This window comes from Bifidobacterium sp. ESL0800, assembly GCF_029395355.1.
In the GTDB taxonomy this organism is placed as follows: domain Bacteria; phylum Actinomycetota; class Actinomycetes; order Actinomycetales; family Bifidobacteriaceae; genus Bifidobacterium.
Map to the genome: position 1 here is coordinate 194,901 of NZ_CP113913.1, position 25,027 is coordinate 219,927.

Annotated in this window: 18 protein-coding genes and 1 tRNA gene; 10 read left to right on the forward strand and 9 right to left on the reverse strand. The window is 59.3% G+C overall.

All coding sequences use genetic code 11. From position 1 onward, the window contains the following. Positions 1-52 precede the first annotated feature (52 nt). Together OZX75_RS00850 and OZX75_RS00855 are read right to left on the reverse strand one after the other, a co-directional pair. Entirely contained in the window at positions 53-787 is a 735-nt protein-coding gene (locus OZX75_RS00850; RefSeq protein WP_525930249.1) for a response regulator transcription factor, read from the reverse strand. Continuing rightward, on the reverse strand, positions 784-2,319 hold the full coding sequence (locus OZX75_RS00855; RefSeq protein ID WP_277146365.1) for an ATP-binding protein: 1,536 nt from the start codon (positions 2,317-2,319) through the stop codon (positions 784-786). The genes OZX75_RS00850 and OZX75_RS00855 overlap by 4 nt, the downstream gene beginning before the upstream one ends. Before the next feature lie 112 nt (positions 2,320-2,431). Here OZX75_RS00855 and OZX75_RS00860 point away from each other — a divergent pair, with 112 nt between their 5' ends. Next, positions 2,432-4,378 carry a PspC domain-containing protein gene (locus tag OZX75_RS00860; protein ID WP_277146366.1) on the forward strand — a complete coding sequence of 649 codons (1,947 nt, stop codon included), beginning with the start codon at positions 2,432-2,434 and terminating at the stop codon, positions 4,376-4,378. A 38-nt stretch (positions 4,379-4,416) separates the two neighbouring features. Next, on the forward strand, positions 4,417-5,115 hold the full coding sequence (locus tag OZX75_RS00865) for a hypothetical protein (RefSeq protein WP_277146367.1): 699 nt from the start codon (positions 4,417-4,419) through the stop codon (positions 5,113-5,115). Positions 5,116-5,187: 72 nt separating this feature from the next. Here the strand turns inward: OZX75_RS00865 and OZX75_RS00870 are convergent, their stop codons facing one another. The 3 genes from OZX75_RS00870 to OZX75_RS00880 form a co-directional block, all read right to left on the reverse strand. Continuing rightward, positions 5,188-6,945, reverse strand: a complete 1,758-nt coding sequence (locus OZX75_RS00870; protein WP_277146368.1) for an alpha/beta hydrolase — start codon at positions 6,943-6,945, stop codon at positions 5,188-5,190. Between the two features lie 75 nt (positions 6,946-7,020). Beyond that, complete coding sequence (locus OZX75_RS00875; protein ID WP_277147557.1) at positions 7,021-7,617, reverse strand: DUF4125 family protein; 597 nt, start codon at positions 7,615-7,617, stop codon at positions 7,021-7,023. Positions 7,618-7,804: 187 nt separating this feature from the next. Continuing rightward, the gene (locus OZX75_RS00880) at positions 7,805-10,096 is read right to left on the reverse strand and encodes a DUF4037 domain-containing protein (protein WP_525930250.1); all 2,292 of its coding nucleotides are present in this window, start codon (positions 10,094-10,096) and stop codon (positions 7,805-7,807) included. A 252-nt stretch (positions 10,097-10,348) separates the two neighbouring features. On the opposite strand from OZX75_RS00880, the gene OZX75_RS00885 reads away from it, so the two are divergent. Next, positions 10,349-12,640 carry a DUF6020 family protein gene (locus tag OZX75_RS00885; RefSeq protein WP_277146369.1) on the forward strand — a complete coding sequence of 764 codons (2,292 nt, stop codon included), beginning with the start codon at positions 10,349-10,351 and terminating at the stop codon, positions 12,638-12,640. A gap of 239 nt (positions 12,641-12,879) precedes the next feature. Here the strand turns inward: OZX75_RS00885 and OZX75_RS00890 are convergent, their stop codons facing one another. Both OZX75_RS00890 and OZX75_RS00895 read right to left on the reverse strand, forming a co-directional pair. Continuing rightward, positions 12,880-14,067 (reverse strand): MFS transporter, encoded by a 1,188-nt coding sequence (locus tag OZX75_RS00890; RefSeq protein ID WP_277146370.1) that lies wholly within the window; start codon positions 14,065-14,067, stop codon positions 12,880-12,882. A 179-nt stretch (positions 14,068-14,246) separates the two neighbouring features. Further along, a tRNA-Pro gene (locus tag OZX75_RS00895) sits at positions 14,247-14,323 on the reverse strand. A 307-nt stretch (positions 14,324-14,630) separates the two neighbouring features. On the opposite strand from OZX75_RS00895, the gene lysS reads away from it, so the two are divergent. From lysS to OZX75_RS00910, 3 genes are all read left to right on the forward strand, one after another. After that, complete coding sequence (lysS, locus tag OZX75_RS00900; protein WP_277146372.1) at positions 14,631-16,295, forward strand: lysine--tRNA ligase; 1,665 nt, start codon at positions 14,631-14,633, stop codon at positions 16,293-16,295. 120 nt (positions 16,296-16,415) lie between these two features. After that, positions 16,416-17,462, forward strand: coding sequence for a 1,4-dihydroxy-2-naphthoate octaprenyltransferase (gene menA / locus OZX75_RS00905; RefSeq protein WP_277146373.1), 1,047 nt, complete (start codon positions 16,416-16,418; stop codon positions 17,460-17,462). Positions 17,463-17,677: 215 nt separating this feature from the next. Further along, complete coding sequence (locus OZX75_RS00910) at positions 17,678-18,424, forward strand: phosphoglyceromutase (RefSeq protein ID WP_348519487.1); 747 nt, start codon at positions 17,678-17,680, stop codon at positions 18,422-18,424. A gap of 185 nt (positions 18,425-18,609) precedes the next feature. Here the strand turns inward: OZX75_RS00910 and phoU are convergent, their stop codons facing one another. Further along, positions 18,610-19,287, reverse strand: a complete 678-nt coding sequence (phoU, locus tag OZX75_RS00915) for a phosphate signaling complex protein PhoU (RefSeq protein WP_277146376.1) — start codon at positions 19,285-19,287, stop codon at positions 18,610-18,612. A gap of 168 nt (positions 19,288-19,455) precedes the next feature. Continuing rightward, positions 19,456-19,713, reverse strand: a complete 258-nt coding sequence (locus OZX75_RS00920; protein WP_277146377.1) for a hypothetical protein — start codon at positions 19,711-19,713, stop codon at positions 19,456-19,458. A gap of 118 nt (positions 19,714-19,831) precedes the next feature. On the opposite strand from OZX75_RS00920, the gene manA reads away from it, so the two are divergent. The 4 genes from manA to OZX75_RS00940 all read left to right on the forward strand — a co-directional run bounded on the left by manA (position 19,832) and on the right by OZX75_RS00940 (position 24,817). Continuing rightward, positions 19,832-21,493, forward strand: a complete 1,662-nt coding sequence (gene manA, locus OZX75_RS00925) for a mannose-6-phosphate isomerase, class I (RefSeq protein WP_277146379.1) — start codon at positions 19,832-19,834, stop codon at positions 21,491-21,493. Between the two features lie 321 nt (positions 21,494-21,814). Continuing rightward, the gene (locus OZX75_RS00930; RefSeq protein WP_525930251.1) at positions 21,815-22,738 is read left to right on the forward strand and encodes a CHAP domain-containing protein; all 924 of its coding nucleotides are present in this window, start codon (positions 21,815-21,817) and stop codon (positions 22,736-22,738) included. 201 nt (positions 22,739-22,939) lie between these two features. Next, complete coding sequence (locus tag OZX75_RS00935; protein WP_277146381.1) at positions 22,940-23,653, forward strand: C40 family peptidase; 714 nt, start codon at positions 22,940-22,942, stop codon at positions 23,651-23,653. Between the two features lie 156 nt (positions 23,654-23,809). Beyond that, positions 23,810-24,817 carry a universal stress protein gene (locus tag OZX75_RS00940; protein ID WP_277146383.1) on the forward strand — a complete coding sequence of 336 codons (1,008 nt, stop codon included), beginning with the start codon at positions 23,810-23,812 and terminating at the stop codon, positions 24,815-24,817. The last annotated feature ends 210 nt before the right edge of the window (positions 24,818-25,027 follow it).

Genomic DNA, 25,027 nt, shown 5'->3' on the forward strand with positions numbered 1-25,027 from the left:
CTTGCTTCATTGTGCTGAAATGAAGTCTCTGGTTGTTTGAACCCATACACTCTCACACGATTCGGCGGTCGGCGGCCCAGCGGGTCAGCTCGGTGCGGTTCGAGAGCTGGAGCTTTTTCAGCACGGCGCTGACGTGGGTCTCCACCGTCTTGATGGAGATGAACAGTTCCGCCGCGATCTCCTTGTAGGTGTAGCCGCGCGCGATGAGGCGCATGACCTCCTGCTCGCGATGGGAGAGCTTGTCGAGCTCGTCGTCGTGCTCGGCCGCCCCCGCGCCTTGGAAGGTCGAGAGCACGAAACCGGCCAGTTTTGGCGAGAAGACGGCATAACCTTCGTTCACCTGGATGATCGAGGAGATCAGGTCGCCGCCGCTGATGGTTTTGGTGACGTAGCCGCGTGCGCCCGCGCGGATGACCGCGCCGACATCTTTCGGCGAATCGGAGACGGAAAGCGCGAGAAACGCCGAATCGGGGGAGAGCGGGTGCGATTTGAGCAGGATTTCCGCGCCACCACCGCCCTCGCCGCCGGGCACGTGGACGTCGAGCAGTACCACGTCGGGTTTGGTGGCCGCGATCATCGCCACCGAACCCTCCACGTCCGGCGCCTGACCGACGATGGTGAAATGCGGGCTCAGCGTGGCGATGACCCCGGCGCGGAACATCTCGTGATCGTCGACCACGGCTATGCGGATGCCGTGATTGTCGCTTTCGGCCTTATTCCTGTTGGCGGAAGCTGGGTCCGTACCTGCGTTCTGCCTTGTCTGGATGTCATCGTTCATTGCGTTCATTGCCGGTATGCCTCTGTATTCGTCTCTTCTGCCATTGTGCCATCAGCGCTGCCGTTTTCTTTCGGTATCGGCATGGTCATATGCACCTCCGTGCCCCAATGCGGCCGAGAGACGATCTTGACACTGCCGCCGCGCCGTTCGATGCGGCCGATGATGGATTGGCGGATGCCGAGCCGGTCGGGCGGAATGGCGTCCTGATCGAACCCGTCGCCGTGATCGCGCACGAAGACCTCGGCCTGCGCTCCTCCGACCTCGCAGTAGACGGAAATCGGTTCCGCGCCGTGCTGCACGGCGTTGAGCATGGCCTGTTCGCTGGCGTTCAGCAACGCGTCGGTCTGGGCGCTGGGCCGTGTATCGCCGACGCTCACCACGTCGATCGGTTCGCCGAATTCGTCCTCGATATGCGCCGCGATCTCTTTGAGGCCCGAACTCACTGAACGGTCGGAGGGGATGCGTTCCTGATAGAGCCACCGGCGCAGCTCGCGCTCCTGCTTGCGGGCCAGGGTGAAGACGGTTTTGGGCTCGTCGCTGTGCAGCTGGATGAGGGCGAGGGTCTGCAGCACGCCGTCGTGCAGGTGGGCGGTCATGTCGGCGCGTTCCTCCTCGCGCTCCTTCAGTGCGTGCTCGTGGCTCAGTTCGTGAATGAACCGGTTGGCCAGCGGGATGATGGCCAGCGCCACCCCGGCCAGCAGCGCCACTCCGGCGATTGCAGCGGAAAAGGGGAGATGATGGCTGAATGTCTCGGAATCGGCGCAAACGAAATAGCCCAGGGCCATCAGCGCCACGCCGATAAGCAGATAACGTATCTGCCCGTCCTCGGCGTTGAAACGGATCCAGGCCACGCCGATGCCGCAAAGGGCCATGAAGATGCCGAAGGTGAGGTCGCTGGGCAACGGGCTCAATTCCAGGATTACGGCCAATGCGATCAACACGATTCCTGCAAGCGCGATAATCGAGGGTTTTGAAGCGTTCTTGAATGCCTGGGCGAGGTTTTCCGGGCCGTTGCCCGATTCGTCGCCTGGTTCGCTTTCGGTGCCGGCGTTGTCGTTGGTCGTGTCGGATGCGGCGGAAGGCGATGAGAAACGTTGGGCCGTCTGTCGCGAGATGTCGGCGGCGGCCGCATTGGATGTATTGAAACCATCGAAAGTTTCGTATTGACCGTTTGCCGTATGGTCGATATTCCCGTATGACAATGGCGCATGTTCGTTCTTCCATGCTGCCTCGCGCTGTTGCTGTTCGGCGGTAAGCGGGTCTCCGGCGGGAACGAACGCCCACAAAAAGATATAGGCCGCGATGCCGGCGCCGAACAGAAACGTTGCTGCTATAAACGCGAGGCGAATCCAGACCACCGGAACGCCAAGATGAAGGCTCAGCCCCCGGCATACCCCGCAGAAGATGCGTTTCTTTTTGGGCCTGAGCAGGGGCAGACGTCGCTTCGGAGTCACAGGGAATCCGCCGGACGGCGCATATCGATTCCACGCGTAGGTCTGCTGGCGTGGTCGGTTGTCCGGCTCGTGATTCGATGGCTTCATACCTCCATTGTGCATGGTTTTGCGGATTTCGGGGTGCGTTACGGAAAAAATCAGGGTTAAATCAGGGTGTTCCCTGACCCTTTTGTGCGTTGCGGGATGCTGTAATGGAACCATGAGCAACAACATGTACGGCGGCTACCAACAGCCTGCCAATATGAGCAATCCCGTGCCTCCTCGGCACGACAAGGTCGACCGTTTCTTCGCCTGGATCCGCGGCAGCGGCCTGATGCGCGGCAACAACCGCTGGATCGCCGGGGTATGCGACGGCATCGCGGTGCGCTACGGGCTGAGCCCCGTTTTCGTGCGTGCCGTCGTCGCCGCCTCCACGCTGGCCTTCGGCTTCGGCGCGGCCTTCTACGCGGCGGCGTGGGTGCTGCTGCCGGATTGCCGTGACGGCAGGATCTCCGGCGAGGAACTGGTGTACGGTCATTGGCAATGGTCATTGCTCGGCCCGATTATCTTCATCCTTATTGCGGTCGTCTCGCCTGGGGTCGGCGTGTTGCTCGCCCTCATCGCCGTAGCGGTGCTGTTGATCATGATCAACAGTCTTGCCAACAAGGCGCAGCGGCAGCGCGGAGCGACGTTTGTTAACAACGGTCGGGAAACGCAATATCAAGGCCCGTGGCAGCAGCCTTCGCAGGGCCAATATCGTCAGCCGGGGCCGATGCCTTATAGTCCATCCGGCAACGTAAACCAGACTTTTTATGCGAATGCGCAGCCCTCTCCGTATGCGCCACAGCCTACCGACCAAAGCCAGAGCAACGCGCGAACCCAATCCCAAGGAACCAACGAGGCGACGTTTCGTGAATCGGAAGGCATGAAGTCGGGCGACCGTTTTGACGGTGCTGCTGGTGCCAATGCTGCTGATGCCAATGCGTATCAGAACGATTTCGGCGTGAATCTGGATACCTCGCGAGGCACGGCCGGTGATGCCGGTTCCTCGCGCCGGCCGACTTCGCCTTTTGCCAGCGGCCCGTCGCAGGCTTATGCCGCGCCGCCCACGTATATGGCCGAGTCGGCGAAATCCTATCGGGAAAACATCGCCCAGAACGCCGCGAAAACGTGGGGGTCGAGGCGGGCGAAACGCAAGCCGGCCGGTTTCGTGGTCGTTCTGCTCGCTCTTGGCGGCATCCTGCTCTCGGGTGCGCTGGTTGCAATACAATGCTTCAGCAACGGCGGATACATGGGCACGATTTTCCAATACGGAACGTTCTGGATCGGCGGGGTGCTGATAGCGCTCGGCGTGCTCATTGCCATACTCGGCTTGGCCGGGCATCGTGCCGGAGGTCTGCACCCGATGGTCTGGATTGCCGCGTTTGTGGCGGTGGTCTTCCTTATCGGCGATATCGGATATTCCGCGGTACTGACCGGTTCGGAGCAGCAAAGCCAGGGCTATCACCAGATTGATGTCAGCGGTTTCAAAGCCATCGATGCCAGTAACGACCGACAATTGAAAAAACTGGCGCAGGGGACTGCGGTTAAAGGCCGCCGGCTTGACGACGATGCGGTGAACATCGACTTCAGCGATTACGCCAAAACACATGGCAAGCACGAGGTCACGTTGAGAGACGGCAGCACCGTTCAGTCCGGTTGCCCGACCGGGACCATTCACCTGACCGACAGGCAGGCGACGGTTTTCGTCACCTTGCCTGCGGGGTGTTCCTACGAGCTCAGCCATGAATCCGACGCAAGAGTCGATGGCAGCGTGATGGGTGTTGATGTGGATGACGGGGAAATCATCATCAACGGGGTGTATGCAGGCAGCGAAATCGGCACAAGATCGCTGGGCAGTGGCTATGTCGCCATCGGCCGAAATATGCAGGTCGGCATCGGTGGGATGAGCTATCAGCGCATCGGTTACGGCAGCGGCTATGGCAACGATCAGGACTACCAATGGTTCGCTCTCAACAAGAAGATGCCGAAGAACGGGCCGGAACTCACGATTGACGCCCCCTATATCATCGAGGGGCGCGTCACGGTGCAGTATCCCGCCGAAAGCACGGTGCCGAGTTATGCGCAGTTCGTCAAAGGCAAGACAACGGGAGCGTGGATGCGATGACAATGAGCAGCGAATCGAATGCGAACAGGGAGAACGATATGACGGATTCTGCAACCGACAACGATATTACTGAGACTGTCGCTATGCCAGCCCAGAATGCCAGCGCTGACGTTGCTGCCGCCGATACCGAAGTCATGCCGAATCAGAGGGCTGATAATGACGTGACAGAGGCCATCCCGGCTTCGGTCAATAGTCTCGATATGGCTGAAGCTGAAGATGATAATCACACAAACAGGGATAATCCTGCAAATGATGCGTCGACGGCGGCAGAGACTGAGACCGAAGACGAAACCGGGGCTGGCAGCGAGGCCGGAACGAAAACATGGACAGGAGCCGGGACGGAAGCTGGTGGCGCTACCGCGAAGATGCCGCGACAGGGCGGATACGTGCCGCCGTCGAACTTCGCCACCGGTGGTTCCGCTCCATCTGGCGCCTACGTGCGTGTGCCGCGCGACGTGCCGCCGCAGATGCCGAAGCCGCAGCCGCCGGCCGGGCCGAGCAAGGCGACCATTGTACTGAGCCTGCTGCCGCTGTTTTTGGGAGCGTTGATGCTGATTGTCGGCTCGGCGTTTCCGATGGTCTTCGCGCCGATACCCGGGGGCGTCGATGTGCGCTCGCTGATCGCCATCGGCATCGTTGCGCTGGGCGGGTTGCTGATTGCGCTGGCGGTGCTGCTCGGCTTGGCGTCGCTGATTCATCAAGGCGCGGCAAAATGGAGGGCCAGAAGGCGGCGATAAGTCGTGGTGAATCAAAGCCGATATATTGAATGCCGGTGCAGCGAGGGTGACGTTGCGCCGGCATTTTGTGGGTTATAGGGCATAAAGCCCGAAGAACGCCATCAGTATCAGTGAAGCCGCCGATGCGATGACGCACAGAGCTGCGGCGACGAAGTGCGCGGGAGTCCAGAAACCTTGGGGCTGTTCGTCTCTTGGATCCTTGCTGCCGTGCGAACGCCACAGTTCCATGATCAGCCAGGTGACCAGGGCGACGTTGACCAAGGCGATGATTTGCAACAGCACCCAGCCCCAGCTGAGCAGCGTTCCGCGCGAAGTCAACGTCAAGGCCGATTTTGCCGCGATCATGACGTACGTGAAAAAGGCGGCGATTGACAACACCGCGCAGCAGTCATTCAAGGCCAACGCTGCTGTGAGCTGATGCGGGAAGCGGCTGCGGGCGGTATCGCCTTGAGAGGGTCGAGCCTCGGCGGTTTGCCTCGAAGATTGGTTGGTAATATTCCTGTCGGTCAGGCTCGAGGAATCTCGCTTGGCGCGTTTGTTTAAATTCCTCAATGCAATACAAATACCGATGATTCCTGTCATGGCAACGCACAACGCAATCACCGTCAACAGCGTCAATATCGTGCCCAGCGACCCGATAAGTCCTGGCTTGACGCTGGATGGAACGCCGAAGCGTTGTTGTGGTTGGCTTCCGGCGATCTGTGGCGTAGCCCAATCGCTCGCTTTGGTGCCGGCGGCGATGGCGTTGGTCCAATCCTCGAGGTCGTGTGTATAGTGCGTGTCGAGCGGCAGGCCAGGCACGGAAGTGTGCGCGCCGACGCGCATCTGGTGATTGGCGTGGTAATAGCGCACGAGCACGTTCTTGTTGCCGGCGGCGCCCGCGCCGTCGATGATGTCGGCGGCTCCCTGCTCGATGGGCATGGAAAGGTCGTCGGTGCCGAAGCTGATAAGCAAGGGCATCGTGAGGTCCTTCAAGTAGCGTTCGGCGGGAAAATCGGCATATTGCAGCCCGAGCGGGGCGAAATCGAGACTGACGAACTTGTCGACGTCGCGGTTGAGGCCCTTGGGTGCGCCGATATAGTCGACGTAGGTGTTGGCGGCCATGGCCATCTGCCGGCGCCCCGAAACCGCCGGCGGCGAGGTCAGCATCATGAAGGGGATGGCGCCGGGGTGGCGGTGCGCCATGGCCTCGGCGACCCACGTGCCTTCGGATTCCGCGTAGACGCCGGCGTGCGTAGGGTCCACGTCGGGTTGCGCGCGCAGAGTCTTGAGCGAGGTCATGTAGTCTTCGGCCATCGCATAATAGTCGCGGTGGAAGGTGGTGTAGGTGTCGAGGCGTTTGTCGGGCACAAGCGTGACGATGCCCGCCGAACTCATGGCCGAGGCGATGTCGCCGTAGACCTCGCTGGCTTTGCCGGTGCCTGCTCCATGGATGAACAATGTCGCTGGCCGTAAACCGGGTGCACCGATGGGGGAGCGCAGGATGGCGTTGATGGTCACGTTCGGGGCGAGCCTGATGCGCAGGTTTTCGGCTTTTACCTGATAGGTGCCTTCCTGATCGGTGTTGAGAACGTTTTTGGGATCGGTGCCGATGCCGGTTTTCCCGGCTTGAATATCAGTATTGTGGGCGTTGCCGGTATCTTCTGCCAATGCGTTCGCTTCTGCCGTGTCGCGGGCCTGTATGGCGGAATCTGCCGAAGCCACCTTGATATGCTGCGTCAACGGTTTCACGCTCCACGGCGTCGTCATTGCGGTGCCCAGTGCCGTCAAAACGGCGACAAGGGCGACAAAGACGGCCAGAGAGGGCAGGAATCGTTTCAGCAATCGCATGCGTGCCACTCTAACGCACCGCTCATATCTTTACGCCTACTGTCGCAACCCGCTCCATGCGGCTCTGTGCCACGCTTACTGCTGCAACGCTTCGGCATCGTCGAGCGACTTGAATCCGCCGAGCAGCACGGTGTTGCGGATGGTCTCTTCGGTGAGGTTTCGCTTGGCCGTAGCGAGGCTGGTGATGAAGTCCTGATAGAGGCCGAACGTCTTGTCGGAATAGGTGCCGAGCTCACCGCGCAGGTAGGTCTCGAACGACGTGTTTTCGTGGGTGTCTTCGGCCGTGCGCAGCACGCGCATCTCACGGCCGAGCTTGGGGTAGCGGCCGCGGAAATCGTCGGCCCACGCCACTTGCTGCGCGATGACCTTTTCCTGAGCCGCCTTGCGTTCGGCGGAACGCGCAGGAATGTACGGCTCGATGTTGGCGTGGTATTCCTCCGGCCAGGTCGAAATCATCATGCGGCCATATTTTTCGGTGATGAGGTTGCGGCCGATGCGATCCGCTTCGTCGAGATCGTCGGCATAGCTTTCCAGCAGTGGCACCGGCCAGGTGGCGAACTGGCTGAGACGCATCTGGTGGAAGGTCGGCCAATTGCCTTGGCAGGCCGCGCGTCCGCCCTCGTTGTCGGTCTTCTGGAACTGGTTCCACTCGTGCTTCACCACGCGTTCCATCAACTCGATCCGAGCCTGATCCTCGGCGGAAGTGTCCGTCGGCGTCTCTGGCCTCGTTGCGTTTTCAGTCATCGTTGCTCTTTTCTTCGATATGTCCGTCTCACATATCGTTGTTGACTCATTCATTGATGTGCTGCCATCAACTCTAGTGGTTTTACAATGTATTGCGTTCAGCGCGTTTATGGGTTTACAGGCTGTGCAGCACCGGATTGTCGCTGCCGATATGGGCCTCGACGTACGGTCGCTGCCATTCCAGGAACTCCTCGTCGCTGTTGGTCAAACCCTCGGCCTTGAGCTCCGCGACGATTTCGGTGCAGATGTGTTCGACAGTGCTCTGCACCTGCTCTTGCGCAGGAGCCGAGCCCTTGCCGCCTTCCCCGAATCCGGCGCCACCGAAGCAGGCTGCCGACGAAAGCCGCAGGATGGTTTCAAGCTGTTCGCAGACGTCCGGCAGCACGGTCGACATACGCCCGGAAAGCCGGCGTAGCGCCGCGAACTGCCATTTGTAATACGGCATGTATCCGGCGCGGATTGGCTCGTTCAAAAGGAAGACGAACGAGCAGACGTTCGTCGTGAATTCACGGATGGAAAGCCATGCCGCCGCGCCGTCGCCGCGCCCCAGCATGCGGGGGAGGTTGTACTGCCCGGCTTGAGCGATCATGCCGAGGCGGCGCGAAATCAGCGAAAGCCGCACGTCGTCGGGCATCATCTTGAAGCCCTGCCGCGTCTTGGAGACGGCACCGAGCGGGTCGGCGAAGATCTCGCCGTTGGTCGCCGCAGCGAGCGTCGGCTCGTCGAGCAGCAGCCATTCGTGCGGTTTGCTTTCGCTGGGGGCTTGCGGATAGCCCGTGATGGACGCGAAGAAATCGCCGATGCGGAAGACGCCGGTACGCCGTGAACCGCCCTGCGCGCGTGCCGTGGATTCACGCGGCCCGAAGCCCATGAACTCCTGCGGCAACGCCTCGTAGTCGGCCTGCAACTGTTCGCCGATCGCGTCGTAATCCTCGTCGGTGAGCCACAGGCAGAAGCCGGGGCCGAAATCGTGGTCCTGCGAATACTGGTCGTCGAATCCATAGCATTCCGAGCCGTGACCGACCAGTCCTGCGGCGATGCGTCCCTGATATTCCGGGTATTTCTGCGCGATCATCGGCTTGCCGCACTGCTCCCAGTAGGCACGTGCGAGCTTGAGCCCCGAGATGGCCGGCTTGGTTGCTGCGGTGGTGCCGCCAAGGGAGGTCGATTGGTTGTTGCTTGAAGTTGCCGGGGCTTCTTTTTCGGTCGGCGAGGTCGCTGTGGGAGGAATGGTGGCATTGGCATTATTGGCAGTACTGCCGGCCATATCAGAATCTCCCTGCCGACCGGCGTTGTTATCGGATTGTGATTCGTCGCTCTTTTCGGCCGTTTGCTGTGCCGCGCGCGCGGTTTCCTCCACCTGGGCGAGATTCCCCGCGGTGATGCGGTAATAATCGGTGTCGGTGCCGTAGCATTCTTCGATGACCCTGAGTGCCTGACGGTAGGAGTCGATGGACTTGTCGAACAGCCCTGCCGCGAAGCAGGTCTGCGCGTATCCAGCCAACGCCGAGGCGAAATGGGCGCTGTGTTCAAGATGTCCGTTGCGGTAGATTTCCAGCGTTTTCAAGGAGTGTTTCATTGCTTGGTCGAGGAGTGTTTCGACGGTTGTGGTCGAGGCTTTGTCGGTTTGTGATGAAGGCTCATCGGTTTGGGTCGAGGTCTTGTCGGATTCCGGCTGATTCTGCGTCTGCCCGTCCTGCGCCGCTTCACTCGCCCGTTGCAGCAGCACCAGCGCCAGATTGGTATGCGTGGAGGCCACGTCGATATCGGTTTCCGGATCGGTGCTTGAATCTTCGAGGATGGAAAGCGCCGTTTCCAGCTCGTGCTGCGCCGCCTCCAGCTTCCCGGTCTTGCTATAGAGCATGGAGATGTTGTTGTGCAGCGCCGCCATCCGCCGGTCGGTGGGTTTGAGCGTCTTCTGTGCCGATGCCAGCGCCTGTTTGTACAGGTCCTCGGCCTGGTCGTACTGCTTGGCCGCGCGCATCCCGGTCGCCGCGTTGATCAACGTGGTCGTCCAGGCCTCGGTACCCTCGATGCCCATCTTCAGCCCGAGTTCCAGCGCCCGCTGGATGACCCACTGGTTCTCCTTGTGCTTGCCGTGCGAACGGTAGAAGCCCATGGTCTCGTTCAAGACGGTCAGCAGCCCCGCATCATCCCCGGCGTTCTCGGCGTCCGCCATCGCCTGCTTCAGGTATGGTTCGGCCTTGTCACGTGCCTCATGCGCGTCGAACAAGGCATCGAGCCCCTTGAGGAATTCGTCGGTATCGAATGTCGCGTTGGTTGCGGGCGCGGCGGCGTTGTTCAGGTCGCTTGCGTCGTTTTCCTGCTGGCCGGGAATCGAGGAATGTGCCTCACTGAAGGCCTTCAACAGGTCTTCTGGCGTCGTGCCTTGCGCGTTGTCGTCCATGACTGCTCCTTTGTCGTGTGCTGGTTCCCAGTCTATTGCCGGTTGCGATATCCACAGGCCTTGTTTTGATGTGAGCTATGTCACAGATATATCGGGTTTTCGTGTAGCCTCGCCAGGCGCTGCAATTTCCGGCCGGTCGAAAGCGCGGGTGAGGTGTCCGATGATATTTCGACAAACCGGCACGCTAGACTGACCATAGATATTCGATAGGTTTCGGAGTGGCAATAGCCGATACAGCGTAGGGGAGCAGCGGTGGAAGATAAGGTGATCGGTCGTTCAGTCGATACGTCGGCGATGCGAAAAGTGACCGCGGGCGCTGCAACCGGCTCATGTGCAGGTGGTCCGGATGATCGCGGTGCCTTGCAGCTCTCGTCGTACACGGCCGAATCAAAAGGCGGCGGCGTGTGGCCAAAGCTGCGAGTCTTCCTGCGTCCTTCGAAAACCGGATTGCTGATTCCCGCTGTTCTGGGATTTATGGTTGCCTGCTCAAGTCAGGCCGCACAGTTCGGCTGGGTTCCTTTCGACCACGTTTACCTCTATCTGGAGGCGATCGGCTATGCCGTGCTTTTTGCATTGCTCTATATGATCGCGTTCCGTGGTGTTCAATTCGCGAGAACCCGCGTATTCGATGGTTCCAAGGTCAATGTTGCTGGCGATGAAGCGGGTTCGACAGACCTTTCGAATGTCGATGATGGCAGCGATGATTCCGTAACTGCGATGACTCGAAAGCCTGCGCTTGCCCGCAAAATTACTTCTTGCGAAGGAAGACTTCGTGGGAATCCCGAGAATCCAGGTAATGCGGATGTGGCATCGACCTCCTCTGCGAACATGTCGCACAGACGTTTCGCCGCTGTCCGTCGTTATTTCCATTTCCGCTACGTCGAACGTCCCTCCGCCATCGCCGCCGACGCCTCGATACTGTTGTGCTGCTGGCTGCCGTATATCGTTCTGCTGTTTCCGGGCGTCATCCATTTCGACACCGGCGACCAGATCGCCGAATATTACGGTATGCCGCTCTATGGCATGAACGCCGGCAAGATCTGGGACCATCACCCCTTCCTCGATACCTACCTTTACGGCTGGTTCGCGGCGCTGGGCAAAGCGCTGTTCGATAATTACAACATCGGCATGTATATATACGCTTTGCTGCAGGCCATAGGCTTTGCGTTCGGCATAGCCTGGCTGCTCGCGTATCTCGGCCGGACCGACCTCAACCGCAAGATGCTGCATGGTTTTGCCGCGTTCTTCTGCTTCTTCCCGGTGGTGCCGATGTGCGTCATGTCGGTCGCTAAAGACACGACCAGCGCGATGTTCTTCGTTCTATGGGCGGTAATGTATTGCAAATTGGTCGATACCAGACTCGACCTCCTGCGCAACCCTTGGTTCGTCACCGCGTTCGCGCTGGACGGGCTGCTCGTGGCGCTGACGCGCAAACTCGGGCTTTATATCATCGTGCTCTGCCTGCTGGCGCTGGTCATCGGCAGGTTTGCAGCGAAATTCAAGGCGGCTGCCGTGGCGTTTGCGGTGGTGCTGTTCGTCATCGTGGACATGGCGATACCGAAATTCGCCTACCAATATATCAACGTGGTGCCGGGCACGCCGGAAGCTGCGCTGGCGCTGCCCATCCAGATGATGGCACGGGCCGCGCATGACCATCCCGACGATATCGGCGATGCTGATCGTGCCGCCGTCGACAACTACCTTGAATATTCGTGGGATCGGATCGGTCGGGACTACGACCCGTGGCTTGCGGTACCGGCCATCGGCTGGACGGTGAAGGGCAAGGTCCCGGTTTCGCGCCTTGCCAAGGCCTGGCTCGACGTCGGTCTGCGCCATCCCGATTCCTATTTGCAGGGTTTCTTCTGCCTTGAGGCGGGATGGATGACCTTCGATGCGTTCAGCGTCAAATACCAGCCGATTCCCAAGCCGGTTTCCGTGGTGATGCTGCCGATGACCACTTCGGACACGGCTGCCTACACCTACGGCGTGCTCCAGCCGCACACCCCGCCCACCGAGGCCAGCGAGACGGTCAAGCAGCTCTACCGCACGCTCGTCGATACGCCGGGCGTCAATATTCCGTTCTTCATGGCGCTGTGGACGTCGGTTTTGCCCGGATTCATATTGTATTACCTGTGGCGACGCAGGAAAGAACGCCGGCAGACGATTCTGATGATGAACCGGAATCGTCGTACTGACAGTGACGCTCGCCTTGGCCAGGCTGTGCAAACCGACCGGACCGTCGGAACCGATGGAGAGACGAGCCGGTTCAACGCAATCGACACAGATGACCTTGCTGATAGGCCGGCCGCTGATCTCATGGCTCGTGCTTCCGCCGCCGGTCGGAACCTGTTGCTCAAATGCCTACCCTGGCTGCTGAGTGCCGCCAGCCTCTATGTGTGTGCCGAAAGCCTGTCGCGCCCGGGCCGCCCTTCGCCCACGCGATTCGTCTTCCAGCTGATGCTCTTGACCCCGATGGTGATCGGTTTCCTGTGCTCTTCTCGAGGGCCTCAGACGTCAATTGACGAAGATCCGGCTGAGGTATAGCGCTGATTTTTTGACGGAAACAAGCCGGTAGATTTTTGATGCTGCTGATGCGACCTTATGACCTTAAACATTATGCGATGCTCGGCTCGTTGATCTGGCCTGAGATATGACGATATATACTCCGATATTTTCCTTGAGCAATTAGGGAATGCTGTTGATATCCTCACGCGAAGTTGTTATCCGGTTTGTTCCAACGGCCGGCTATCGACCGGTTTCAAGAGGATTGATGCCGGCGAATCTCAGACGTCGACCGGCTGCAGACGCTCGAAAGCCGAGGTGCGGGTTTCGTAACGCAGCGAATACACGGCAAGCAGGATGGTGGCCGCCAACGCGAAGGGGATGCCGCCCAACGCGGGGAAGTGGTAGTTCATGTGCGAGATGGTGAGCATGCCGCCGCCCACCGCCGAACCGACTGCGTTGCCGAGGTTGAACGCGACCTGCACCGCCGCCCCGCCGATCAGTTCTCCGCCGCCTTGGCCGGCTTCGGCCATCAGCAGCTGCTGCGGGGTGTTGATGAAGAACAGGGCGAAGGCGATGATAAAGGTGAAGACTGCCGTGTCAAGCTTGTTTCCGGGCACGAAAAACACCAGAACCAAGCCGATGACGCTGAAGCATTGGCCAAGAGAGGCCGTTCCTGCGGCACGCCAGTGATCGGTCAAGTGCCCGCCAAGAAGTCCTCCGATCACCATCGCATAGCCCGCGAGCATCATCAGCAGCGGCACCGTGCCGGAGGCGTAGCCGCCGACTTTCTGCAGCCACGGCGACACATAGCTCCACCAGGTGAAGATGCCGGCGTTACCGGTGAACACCGCGATGAGGATGAACCAGGGCCCAAGCTTGGTCAGGAACCTGAACTGTCCGAGAATGCCGGCGTCCTTGACTGGCGCGATGTGCGGTATCCATGCCGCCACCAGCACCACCGTCAGGGCGGCGATTCCTGCAAGGATCAGGAAGGCGAAACGCCAGGAAAAGTGCTCGGCGATGAAGGTGGCGGCCGGCACGCCCAGCATGTTGGCCACGGTCTGCCCGGTCATGCTCAGCGAGACCGTTTTGGCTTCTTTTCCCGGTTGCGCCAACGTTTTGGCCACCAATGCCGCCGTGCCGAAGAACGCGCCGTGGGGAAGCCCGGAGATGAAACGGCCGATGGTGAGCAATGTGGCGGTCGGCGCGAGCGAGCTGAAAAGATCGCCGGCGAAGGCGATGACCATGAACATGACGATAAGCTTTTTAGGGCCGGCCTTGCGCCCGAAAATCAGCATCAGGGTCCCGACGCACACGCCGATGGCATAGGCCGAAATGAAGTTGCCGGCTGACGGGATGCTCACACGCATGTCCCGCGCCGCCTGGGGCAGGACGCCCATCATCATGAATTCCGCGGCTCCGTATGCGAATGCGCCGCAGGCCAGGGCAATGATGCTTTTCTTCAACTTGGTTCCTTGCAAGTCGGTTCCGTTTCTTTCGTGATGTCGTATCGTGTTTTCGGCGTCCGGTGAAGACGCGCGTTCTGAGACTCCCGCTTCTGCTTAATACCATGGTAATAACATAAAAATGCTTTTTCAGTGTCTCAGACATGACGAAACCCCTTGCAAAACAAGGGGTTTCTAGTTGGTCGGGCTGGCGAGATTTGAACTCGCGGCCTCTTCGTCCCGAACGAAGCGCGCTACCAAGCTGCGCTACAGCCCGATGAACAACAGAGATATGATACAACGAACCCGGGGACGAGTCCAGCGTGCGTGTCGAATGTGAATATCGCCCGTCGCTGTTGTCGAGTTCTCACGGAGAATACTGCAGATGGTTACGATGTCGGCTGATTGGTCTCATTTTGCGTTGTTTCCAGCACTAGGCAGTGTATATGTGCTGGAAACAACGTATTCAGCGCTGCAGGATGCGTTCTTTTTAGCATAAATGTGTGTGGAGTGCTGGAAACAACGCAAAAAATTCCGTAAGAATGCGTAACGTGTGTATCGGCTGCTCGGTACACTCATTAACTATGAGCGAAACCAATGAGACCGGCGAAAACCGGAATGAAGAAGAGGCCGAGGCCCCGGTAATGTCCACCGTCGAGCGTGCGGAGCTGCGGCTTAAGCAGGACGAGGCCATCGCAGAGAATATCAATGAAGGCAAATCCTTCGATGAGGCCATCGATCCGACCAACAAGCAGTTCGGCCCGGAAGGCCAGCCCGAGCAGGTGCAGATGCGCGTGGCCAAGCGCGCCCAGATGTTGAAGGACGGCGTTAACCCGTATCCGGTCGTCGTCCGCCCGAGCGATACCATCCCCGCCGTCCGCGCCAAGTACGACGGCAAGCTCGAGGCCGGTCAGGAGACTGAAGACGTGGTCTCCATCGCCGGGCGCGTGCTGTTCCTGCGCAACGGTGGCGGCCTGTGCTTCGTGCAGCTTTCCGCCGGCGACGGCACCAAGATCCAGGGCATGATCTCGAAGAAGGAGATCGGCGCCGATTCGCTCAAGAGCTTCAAGCAGTTCGTCGATCTGGGTGACCACCTCTATCTCAAGGGGCGCGTGATTGCCTCCAAGACCGGCGAGCTCTCCATCTTCGCCAGCGAGTGGAAGATCGCGTCCAAGGCGCTGCAGCCTCTGCCGGCCCTGCACAAGGAGCTGACCGAGGATACCCGCACGCGCAAACCGTATATCGGCATGATCGCCGACGAGAAGATCCGAGACATGGTACGCAAGCGCTCCAAGGTCGTCTCCTCGCTGCGCAACACCTTCGCCCAGGATGACTTCCTCGAGGTCGAGACCCCGATGCTGCAGACCGTGCACGGGGGAGCGGCGGCCCGTCCGTTCACCACCCACATGAACGCCTTCGACATCGACCTCTACCTGCGCATCGCGCCGGAACTGTTCTTGAAGCGCTGCCTGGTCGGTGGCATCGAGCGCGTCTTCGAGATCAATCGCGACTTCCGCAACGAGGGCGTCGACGGCACGCACGCCCCGGAGTTCACCATGCTCGAGGCCTACCAGTCCTACGGTAACTACGACACCATCGCGGACCTGACCAAGAAGCTCATCCAGCGCGCGGCCATCGACGCCTTCGGCTCCACCAAGGTCACCCTGCTCGACGGCAGCGAATACGACTTCGGCGGTGAATGGAAGAAGATCTCCATGTACGACTCGCTCTCCGAATCGCTGGGCGAGGAGATCACCCCGGAGACCAGCGTCGAGCACCTGGGCGCCATCGCCGACAAGCTCGGTGTGGAACGCGACGAGGTCGAGAACCACGGCAAGCTGGTCGAGCATCTTTGGGAGCACTTCTACGAGGCCGATCTGGGAGCCACGGTGCCGACCTTCGTGCGCGACTTCCCGGTGGAGACCAGCCCGCTGGTCAAGGCCCACCGCTCCAAGCCCGGCATGGTCGAGAAGTGGGACCTCTACGTGCGCGGCTTCGAGCTGGCGACCGGCTATTCCGAGCTCAACGACCCGGTGGTGCAGCGCCAGCGCCTGGTCGACCAGGCCAAGGACGCGCTCGCGGGCGACGTCGAGGCGATGGACATCGACGAGGACTTCCTCGAGGCCCTCGGCGTGGGCATGCCCCCGACCGGCGGCATGGGCATGGGCATCGACCGTCTGCTGATCGCCCTGACCGGCGCGACGATCCGCGAGACCATCACCTTCCCGTTGGTCAAGCCGCTCAACTGATAGGTCGTTGATTTGAGAAGAGGCATCAGGTCGGTCATCTAACCTGATGCTTCTTTGTATGGACGCTGCATTCGCGGGAACCGAAAAGACAAGGAAGCAGGAGTACAGGGAATGAAGAACATGTCGTTGTGGGTTAACGGGCTGCGGCCCAAGACGTTGCCGGCGTCTATCGCGCCTGTGCTGGTCGGCATCGCCGCAGGTTATCCTCTGCTGGAAGCGCAGGCAGCCAGTTGCAGCACCGGAGCAAAAGAGCTGGTCGGCTGTGTGGCGGAGCCCAGCGGTTTGAGCGCTTCGCCCGCAGGTGTGTCATGGGGGAAGTTCGTGTTGCTCGCGGTGCTCTGTGTGGTCGTCGCGCTGTTCATCCAAATCGCCGCCAATTTCGCCAACGATTATTCTGATGGTATTCGTGGCACGGATGCCGGGCGTGGGGACGCGGAAGTGAAGACGGCCAAACCGCAACGTCTCACCGTCTCCGGCCTTGTCAAGCCCGGGCAGGTGCTCGCTGCCGCCGGCGTCAACGCCTTCATCGCCTGCGTGGCGGGCCTTGCCATCACCATCATTACCGGTCACTGGTGGCTTATCGCGCTCGGTGTGCTGTGCCTGCTTGCCGGATGGTTCTATGTCGGCGGCAAACATCCGTATGGCTATGCCGGTTTCGGCGAGGTCGGCGTCTTCATCTTCTTCGGTCTGGTGGCCGTTTTGGGCAGCGAATATGTGTTGGCCGGCCGCCTCGATATCTGGGGTGTCTATGGTGCGGTCATCTGCGGGCTTTATTCCTGCGCCATTCTCATGGTCAACAATCTGCGTGACGTCGACGAAGACAAGGTCAGCGGCAAGATGACCCTCGGCGTGCGGCTTGGCAAACGCGGGGCCAGAAGTGTGCTGCTGTTCGTCTATTTCGTGTGCTTGGCGGCGACGGTCGTGCTCGGCTTCGTGGGGTTGATCGATCTGTTCATCGCCACTCAAAGCGTTCATTTTGCCGGCATCATACTGGCTGTTTTGGCGCTTGTTCTTGCGGTTCTGGCGGCAATGGTCGGCTTTGGCATGATCAACGGCGTGCTCGCCGGCAACTTCGTCAAGGCATTGCCGATGTGCAGCATGACCTTGCTGGTATTCGCCGTCCTGTTCGTCATCGTCAAAATTGAGCAGGTCCTGCTCGGCGTTTGAGCGACGAAAGGGAATACGCCGCAATCTGCCGCAATGCAAGCGGTTGCCGGTAGCCATGATCGTTGAAGAACGTTTCTTGGCCTCTAGCCGGTGTCTGGTGATAGCCGCGATCGACGATCCGTTGCCACGGAGGGTGAGACAATTGGCAAATGGTATATTGTGAGCGTTCACAATATTACCGTCCGCCCGTCTTATTTATCGCCTATCATTGAATTATGTCTTATAGATTAGTATTGCTCCGGCACGGCCAGAGCGCATGGAATAAAACAAACCAGTTCACCGGCTGGGTGGATGTTCCGCTCACCGATAAGGGCGTCGAGGAAGCCAAGCACGGCGGCCAGCTGCTGAAGGAGAAGAACGTCCTTCCCGACATCGTCTTCACCTCGCTGCTGCGTCGCGCAATCAACACCGCCAACTACGCGTTGGACGAGGCCGATCGCCTCTGGATTCCCGTCAAGCGCAGCTGGCGCTTGAACGAGCGTCACTACGGTGCGCTGCAAGGCAAGAACAAGTCCGAGATCCGCGAGAAGTACGGCGACGAGAAGTTCATGATCTGGCGTCGTTCCTACGGCACCCCGCCGCCGGACATCGATCCCAACGACGAGTTCGCGCAGAACAACGACCCTCGTTACGCCGGCGATCCGGTGCCCGAGGCCGAGGCTCTGTCCAACGTCGTCAAGCGCGTCACCCCGTACTGGAACTCCGACATCGTCCCTGAGCTTCGTAGCGGCAAGACCGTTCTGATCGCCGCGCACGGCAATTCCCTGCGCGCCATCGTCAAGATGCTCGACGGCTTGAGCGAGGAAGAGATCTCCAAGGTCAATATTCCGACGGGCATCCCGCTGGTCTATGAGCTTGACGAGGATATGAAGCCGATCAAGCCTCGTGGCGAGTACCTCGATCCCGAAGCCGCGAAGGCGGGCGCTGCCGCTGTGGCTGCGCAGGGTCAGGCCAAGAAGTAAGTCTCGACTTTACTGTTAACGGCAAAAGGCGAACCGCGTGATGTTGCGGTTCGCCTTTTCGTATCTTCATAGCTGATATGTCAGTCGCGGAATGCTGTATCTTGTGATGACATATCTTGGTATGACCTATTTTGCAATGGCGGTTTATGCGGGCCGGTTTATATGAACCGGCAAATATTCGAGGCTCAGTCCTCGTCCAGGTCCCGGGGCTCCTTGCTCGGGTCGAAGCCGGAAACGATATAGACCACCTGACGGGCCGTGGAAACGGCATGGTCGCCGAGACGCTCCATGAACCGTGCGGTCAGCACCACGTCGATAAGCTGCTGTTTCGTGCCTTCCCATGAGTCGTCGAGCACCAGTTCGAAGCTTTCCTGGTGCAGCTCGTCGAGTTTGTTGTCGTCGGCGATAATCTGCTGGGCCAGCGTCGTGTCGCGGTCGGCGAGCATTTCCGGCAATCTGTCGGCGGTGACGTCGAGCAGGGCGCGCATGCACCAGAAAATGTGACGCGTCTTCTCGTCTTCCGGCAGCGCCGAGGCGGGGTAGGCCCGGTACGCTGTTTGCGCGATGTGCTGGGCCAAATCGCCCATGCGCTCGATGGTGGAGGCCAGGCGCAGCGTGGCGACGACCACGCGCAGGTCCGTGGCCACGGGGCTTTGCTGGGCCAACAGCTTGACGCACTGGTCGAGAACCTGCTTTTCCAGCGCATCGATGGCTGCGTCGCCGTCGATCACGGATTTGGCCGCGTCCGCGTTGCGGTCCATCAGGGCTTTTCCGGCACCGTGAATCGCGGCGCAGACACCGTTGGCCATGCGCTCCAGATCGTCGGCGACCGCTTTGAGTTCCTCGTTGTAGATGACGCGCATATGAGCTTCTTTCGTAGTGGTTGGATATGCCGGGTATGCGTTGGTGTTCTTAAGGCTATTGGTAAGTGTTGATTATTGGTAATTATTGATTATTGCCAGTCGATTGAACGCCGAATCAGTGTCTAATTTCCGGGATCCAAAAACAGTCCAATTGATCGTATGGTGGCTTCAGTTGGCTCCGAGCCTGCGATAATCCCAGCGGTCAAAATGCTCCCAAATCAGCATCAGTACACCGATGATGACGCCTGATGAACACAGGATGATCGCCTCGACGACGTGGAATCCGCAGACGAGCAATACGGCGCTGACCGCAAGGGCGATGAGCCACCAGCTGGTGATGATCAGAAACGTCTTGCGCAAATCGACCTGAACGGGCTTCGGCGCGGGCTTACAGACATCCGGGTTGATGATCGGTGCGAACTTCATGCGTCCGATTTTAGTATCCGGGGTTAACCTTAAGTTGGCTATACGCTGATTCTGTTCGCGAATCGGTATGAGAGCCGTGAGAGCATGGAGTCAACGTTACCTACAAGGAGTTTTGCAAGTGTATTCGATCCACCCGGTTGTCAAGCGGTATGCCTGGGGTTCCTATACCCATTTGCAGACGATGTTCGCCTCCCAGCTCTCGTCTCAGGACGCGCCTTCGTCTTCGGAAAGCGAGAATCCCGCGTCTCGGGGCGGCGAGGGGCAATCATTCGTCGGCGAAAGCCGGCTGCCTGCAGCGGGAGCCCGGCGGCCCTGGTCTGATGCCGGTGCGATCAACGATGATGGCCCGCTTGCGGAGATGTGGTTCAGCGGTCACGTCCAGTGGCCTTCGCGGGTGGATCTGAATCCGGAACAGGCCTTGGAAAATTGTTCTGAAGGTAAGAAGCATAAACGGGACAAGGCGTTGGCGAGGTTGCGCAATTCGTGTGTCGTCGGCACGCAAGCGACCGGGGAGCACCATGATTGGATGACGTTGACCGATCTCATCCGTGCCGACCCGGAAGACATGCTTGGCGCTCGCTGCTCCGATACATTCGGTCCGGTTTTGCCGTATCTTCTGAAAGTCATTTCCGCACGTATCCCGCTTTCCCTGCAGGTCCATCCCGTCGATTTCCAGGCGCGTGCGGGTTTCAACGCCGAGAACGCGGGGCGCGTGCCGGTTCAAGCGCCGGAACGCTCTTTCAAGGACCCGGTGGCGAAGAACGAGATGGTCGTCGCTCTGGAGCCCTTCGAAGCGTCCGTCGGTTTCGCGACGCCGACGTTCATGCTTTCCAATCTGACGTTGGTGGACCATCCCGTCGCCCGGCGCATGGTGGAGGCGCTGACCCCGCAGCCGCACCACGGCATGCATGTCATGGGAGGCATGCACGGCATACATGCAATGTTCAACACGTCCCAGCGTTCGCCGGAATCCGAAAACGACGATTTCGGACAGGCCGATGCGTTGATGCCCATAGCCTCCAGGGTCTGGCAGCCGACCCATAAACGCATTTTCCGCGCCTTCCATGCGGCCGTTTCGGCCGGTCCCGTCACCGGTTTGCGCGAGGCCTTGGCGAATGCGGCTTCCCAGGTTTCCAGTGAACACTCCAGGCTGGCCTTCCACCACGCTCTTGTCGCCGAAGAAGCTTTTGGGGGCGATCCCAGTGTATTGGCGCTGTTGATGATGAATCCTCTTGCTTTGCAGGAAGGCGAGTCCGTCTTTATCCCGGCCGGAACCCCACATGCCTATATCCATGGCACCGGAGTGGAAATCATGACCAATTCCGATAATGTATTACGTGCTGGCATGACGGTGAAGCACAAGGACATCCCCGACTTCCTGCAAAGCCTTGATTGCAATTCGTCGCTGCCTGTCGACCCGAGCGTCAGCTGGATGGCCGATTGGGGGGCGGTGTTCGGCAACCGGGTCATCTACCGGCCGAAAATCGACGAATTCATGTTGAGCTATGGCAGGGTCGGCACCGGCCAGCGTCCTTGGCCGATGATGGAGAGGCTGTCTCGCCGATACGGCAGGCTCATGACCGGGGTGACGCTCACCAACAGGCATGTTGGTCCAAGAATCGTGGTGTGTATAGAAGGTGCGGTAAAGGTCGTCACCTCGTACGAGTCCAAGGTCCTTCATCAGGGCGAGGCGGTTTTCGTTCCGGCTGCCGACGGCCGTGTGCGTCTGGAGGCGGATGGCGAGGCAGGCACGTTCATCATGGCTTCCACACAGGTATGAGCCTTGCCGTTTCGTTGATTTTGCAGGGGTTTGCGGCGGATGCTACGGCTTGGCCGGCGTGTGGCGCCGCCTTGGAATCCGGCCTGTTTCGTTGGTATGTTTTTGTGAAGGAAATGTGACACGCCGACAAACCGATAGGATTCTGCGGTTTTTATACAGTATCTGTTTGATTGTGTTTAAAAAAATCAGGGCTTGAAGTATTCTTGTAGCAGAAATTAAGAAATGGTAGATGCGTTTTGCGATGTCTTATTGATACGGTGTTGTACCTGTAAAGTTCGTTAAGGCATTTCTGCTGGAATGTTGTCCGCAAGGAGTTGGTTTATGGTTCGCGCTGCGCACAAGGCACGGAGAGGTATGAAGCGGTCTGTCGCCGTTTCGTCCCTTTTCGCTCCCGCAAAGGGGACGCACTCGTTGAAAGCGGTGCGGCAGGCGCAGGCTGTGGCAACCAATGGCGCCATGGTCGGATTGACCCCGGAGGTCGTCGACAAGCTCAACGAGATCGCACCTGAAACGCGTCGTTCCATTCGTCTGGCCCGTGAATCAGAAAACCGTCGGCACGCCGCCGTCGTTTCGGCTTCTCTGGCGGCATTGGTCGGTGCCACCGCCACGGCTGTAATGGCCGGCAATCCCAGCAGGCCGAGCTTGGGCGCGAGCGAGGAAACCACTACTACCTCTACGTTGAAGCCTGTTCATGCCGCTTCGCGTTCCGAAGACCGCGTTCCCTTGCGGTCTGCCGGTTCGCAGGGCACTTGGAACCTTGGGGAATCGAATACCTCGCTTGACGTTTCGGCGATGTCGAAATCCATCGCCAACAACCCGCAGATCGCCAATCTGATGGATCAGGATTACAAGGCATTGCCTGCCGGTTTCAACCCGAACCATGCGACGGGGGACGCCGGCAATGCCTATGAGTTCAGCCAATGCACCTGGTGGGTCTATGTGCGCCGGCATCAGCTTGGGCTTCCTGCAGGTTCGCAGATGGGTAACGGTGCCCAGTGGGCGGATTCGGCTCGCGCTTTGGGTTACTGGGTGGATAATTCGGCCCGTCACGTAGGCGATATCATGGTCTTCGCACCCGGCCAGGATGGCACCGACCCGAGCTATGGCCATGTCGCCGTCATCGAGCAGATCAATACGGACGGTTCCGTCGTCACTTCCGAATGCGGTTCCGTAATGCAAGGCAAGACCTATTCAAAGACCTATTCGGCCAGCCAGGTCGCCGCGCACCAGATTATTCATTACTGAGGCTGCGGTCTCTTTTTCGGTTTTGCTTTCATAGAAATTTGTGAAGATTACACAGGCGATGACTACGTTACGATTTCCTGCGATTCGTGCTGTAATCGAGGAAATCGGTTCATTCACTCAGGCTGGGATTCGGTCGGTTTCATTGTTCCGACAGGTTGTCGCCGATTCATAATGTAGAAGTTTCATGGTAATCTGATAGACATGATAAAAGCTTCGAAGATCTGTGCATCATTGGCTGCGTTCGCATTGAGCGCCTCGGCCCTCGCTGCATTCTCTCCATCCGCCTTCGCTGCCAATGAAGGCAACGATCCGGTCACTTCTTCTCGTTCGTTCCGCAAGGTCAATACCGTTCGCAAAGACCTGCTGAAGGAATCCACCTCCACCAGTGTCGACGCCAAGTCGGATTGGGGAGGCATCGAATCGTTGGATGTTCCTCAGACTCAATCGCAGGCCGAGAAGGATGCCGCTGCCGCCAAGGCACGTGCGGATCAGGCTGCGGCCGCTTCCCGTTCCGCTGCGAGGGATTCTTTGTCGGCACCCCAGAATTTCACCGTCACGCCTCCTAACGGGCAGTCGGTTTCCAGCCTGCTCACCTTTGCCAATCAGTTTATCGGCAAGGTTCCGTATGTGAGCGGCGGCACCTCTCCGGCAGGTTGGGATTGCTCGGGGTTTGTGCAGTATGTGTTTGCCCAGATAGGCGTAGCATTGCCGCGCACCTCCGGCGCCCAGGCGACCGCCGGCAGGCCTGTGGCCGACTTGAGCCAGGCAATGCCGGGCGATATCATCGCCAATGCTGGTCACGCGGCCATATACGTTGGCAACGGCATGGTGGTGAACGCCCAGCTGAACGGAACGCAGTATGATTCGGTGCCGGTCGTGTTCAGCGGTGGTTACTCCATCCGCAGGGTTCTCTGATACCGCTTAAGGCAGGGTCAAAGAAAGCCGTGTTCAAGATGCGCTCCTTCGGGGGCGTTTTCTTATATAACGAAGAATTCGGCAGCTGGCTCTTAAAGCTGGTATTCTTGAGGTAGAGCCGTTATCAACGGTGTCACGTATGTCAAGGAGGTAGTCATGGTAAACGACAAGGCTATTCTGGTAGGTGTGGATGGTTCGCAAGCCAGCTACAAGGCGACCTGGTGGGCCGCAAACTATGCCAAGCATGCAGGGCTGATGTTGCAGATTGTCTGCGCCTATTCGCTGCCAAGCTATGCGGCGGTCTCGTTCGATTCCACGTATACTTCCATGGGCGATGACAACGCGGCCCATATCGACGCGCAGGAGATTCTTTCCAAGGCCAAGGCCATCGCCGACGAGCAGGGCGTCGAGGCGCAGACCTTGATCGTCACCGGCGATCCCTCTTCGGTATTCGTCGAGCTTTCCCGTAACTACAATCTGATCGTCATCGGCAACCGTGGCAAGGGCGGCCTCGCCGAGCGCCTTCTGGGAACCACCAGCTCGTCGCTGCCGGCCTACGCCTATTGCCCGATCATCGTGGTGCCCTATACCGACGACGACGGCAAGACCATGCATCTGAACAACACCATCAAGCGCGTGGCCGTCGGCATCGACGCCAGCGCGTGGGGGCTGAAGGCGCTGCAGATCGCCGCGGATCTTTCCGCGGACCGCGGTGCCGAGCTCGATGTCATCGACGCGGTGGCAGGCTTGCAGGGCGTCAGCGATGAGGACGGCGTTTACGATTCCTATATGGAAGACCTCGAAACGCAGATCGCCCCTGTTCGCGAGGCTCACCCGGATCTCAAGATCACCAAGACCATCGTTCCGGAATCCGCTGTCAGCGCCTTGACCAAGGCCAGCTACGATCACGACATCGTGGTGGTCGGTTCCCGCGGCAAGGGAGGGTTCACCGGTCTCTTGGTCGGTTCCACCAGCCAGGGGCTTATCCAGCACGCGGCCGGCCCGGTCTATGTGGTTCCGCGCAAGTATGTCGAAGCCGAGAAGTCCCGCTCCGACGGTGCCATCGAAGGCATCGAAGGCGTCGAGCAGATTTCCGTGAAGACCGCCGACAGCTCTGCGGCCGAAGCCATCGAGTCCTCCATCGATCCGGAGCACGAGGCCTGAAAGTTTTTATGTAAAATGCGGGTGTGAATCCCATTCAAGGGTTCACCCCGCATTTTTCGTATCCGTGCCAGCGCGTCTGAATTCGTTGATTTGTGCGGTATTGTATTACACGCATGATGGATTACTATAGACATCAGATTTTGAGTGTTGTAGATGTGCGGTTGTCGCTGCCGTTGAAGCGTGCGGATATGAAAATGTGGTGCATTCCTT

Coding starts and splice junctions, on each gene's coding strand:
- OZX75_RS00865 (WP_277146367.1), top strand. CDS start 4,417: ATGACGGATTCTGCAACCGACAACGATATTACTGAGACTGTCGCTATG.
- OZX75_RS00875 (WP_277147557.1), bottom strand. CDS start 7,617: ATGGAACGCGTGGTGAAGCACGAGTGGAACCAGTTCCAGAAGACCGAC.
- OZX75_RS00930 (WP_525930251.1), top strand. CDS start 21,815: ATGGTTCGCGCTGCGCACAAGGCACGGAGAGGTATGAAGCGGTCTGTC.
- lysS (WP_277146372.1), top strand. CDS start 14,631: ATGAGCGAAACCAATGAGACCGGCGAAAACCGGAATGAAGAAGAGGCC.
- OZX75_RS00880 (WP_525930250.1), bottom strand. CDS start 10,096: ATGGACGACAACGCGCAAGGCACGACGCCAGAAGACCTGTTGAAGGCC.
- OZX75_RS00850 (WP_525930249.1), bottom strand. CDS start 787: ATGAACGCAATGAACGATGACATCCAGACAAGGCAGAACGCAGGTACG.
- OZX75_RS00910 (WP_348519487.1), top strand. CDS start 17,678: ATGTCTTATAGATTAGTATTGCTCCGGCACGGCCAGAGCGCATGGAAT.
- OZX75_RS00855 (WP_277146365.1), bottom strand. CDS start 2,319: ATGAAGCCATCGAATCACGAGCCGGACAACCGACCACGCCAGCAGACC.
- phoU (WP_277146376.1), bottom strand. CDS start 19,287: ATGCGCGTCATCTACAACGAGGAACTCAAAGCGGTCGCCGACGATCTG.
- OZX75_RS00935 (WP_277146381.1), top strand. CDS start 22,940: ATGATAAAAGCTTCGAAGATCTGTGCATCATTGGCTGCGTTCGCATTG.
- menA (WP_277146373.1), top strand. CDS start 16,416: ATGTCGTTGTGGGTTAACGGGCTGCGGCCCAAGACGTTGCCGGCGTCT.
- OZX75_RS00940 (WP_277146383.1), top strand. CDS start 23,810: ATGGTAAACGACAAGGCTATTCTGGTAGGTGTGGATGGTTCGCAAGCC.
- OZX75_RS00920 (WP_277146377.1), bottom strand. CDS start 19,713: ATGAAGTTCGCACCGATCATCAACCCGGATGTCTGTAAGCCCGCGCCG.
- OZX75_RS00860 (WP_277146366.1), top strand. CDS start 2,432: ATGAGCAACAACATGTACGGCGGCTACCAACAGCCTGCCAATATGAGC.
- OZX75_RS00870 (WP_277146368.1), bottom strand. CDS start 6,945: ATGCGATTGCTGAAACGATTCCTGCCCTCTCTGGCCGTCTTTGTCGCC.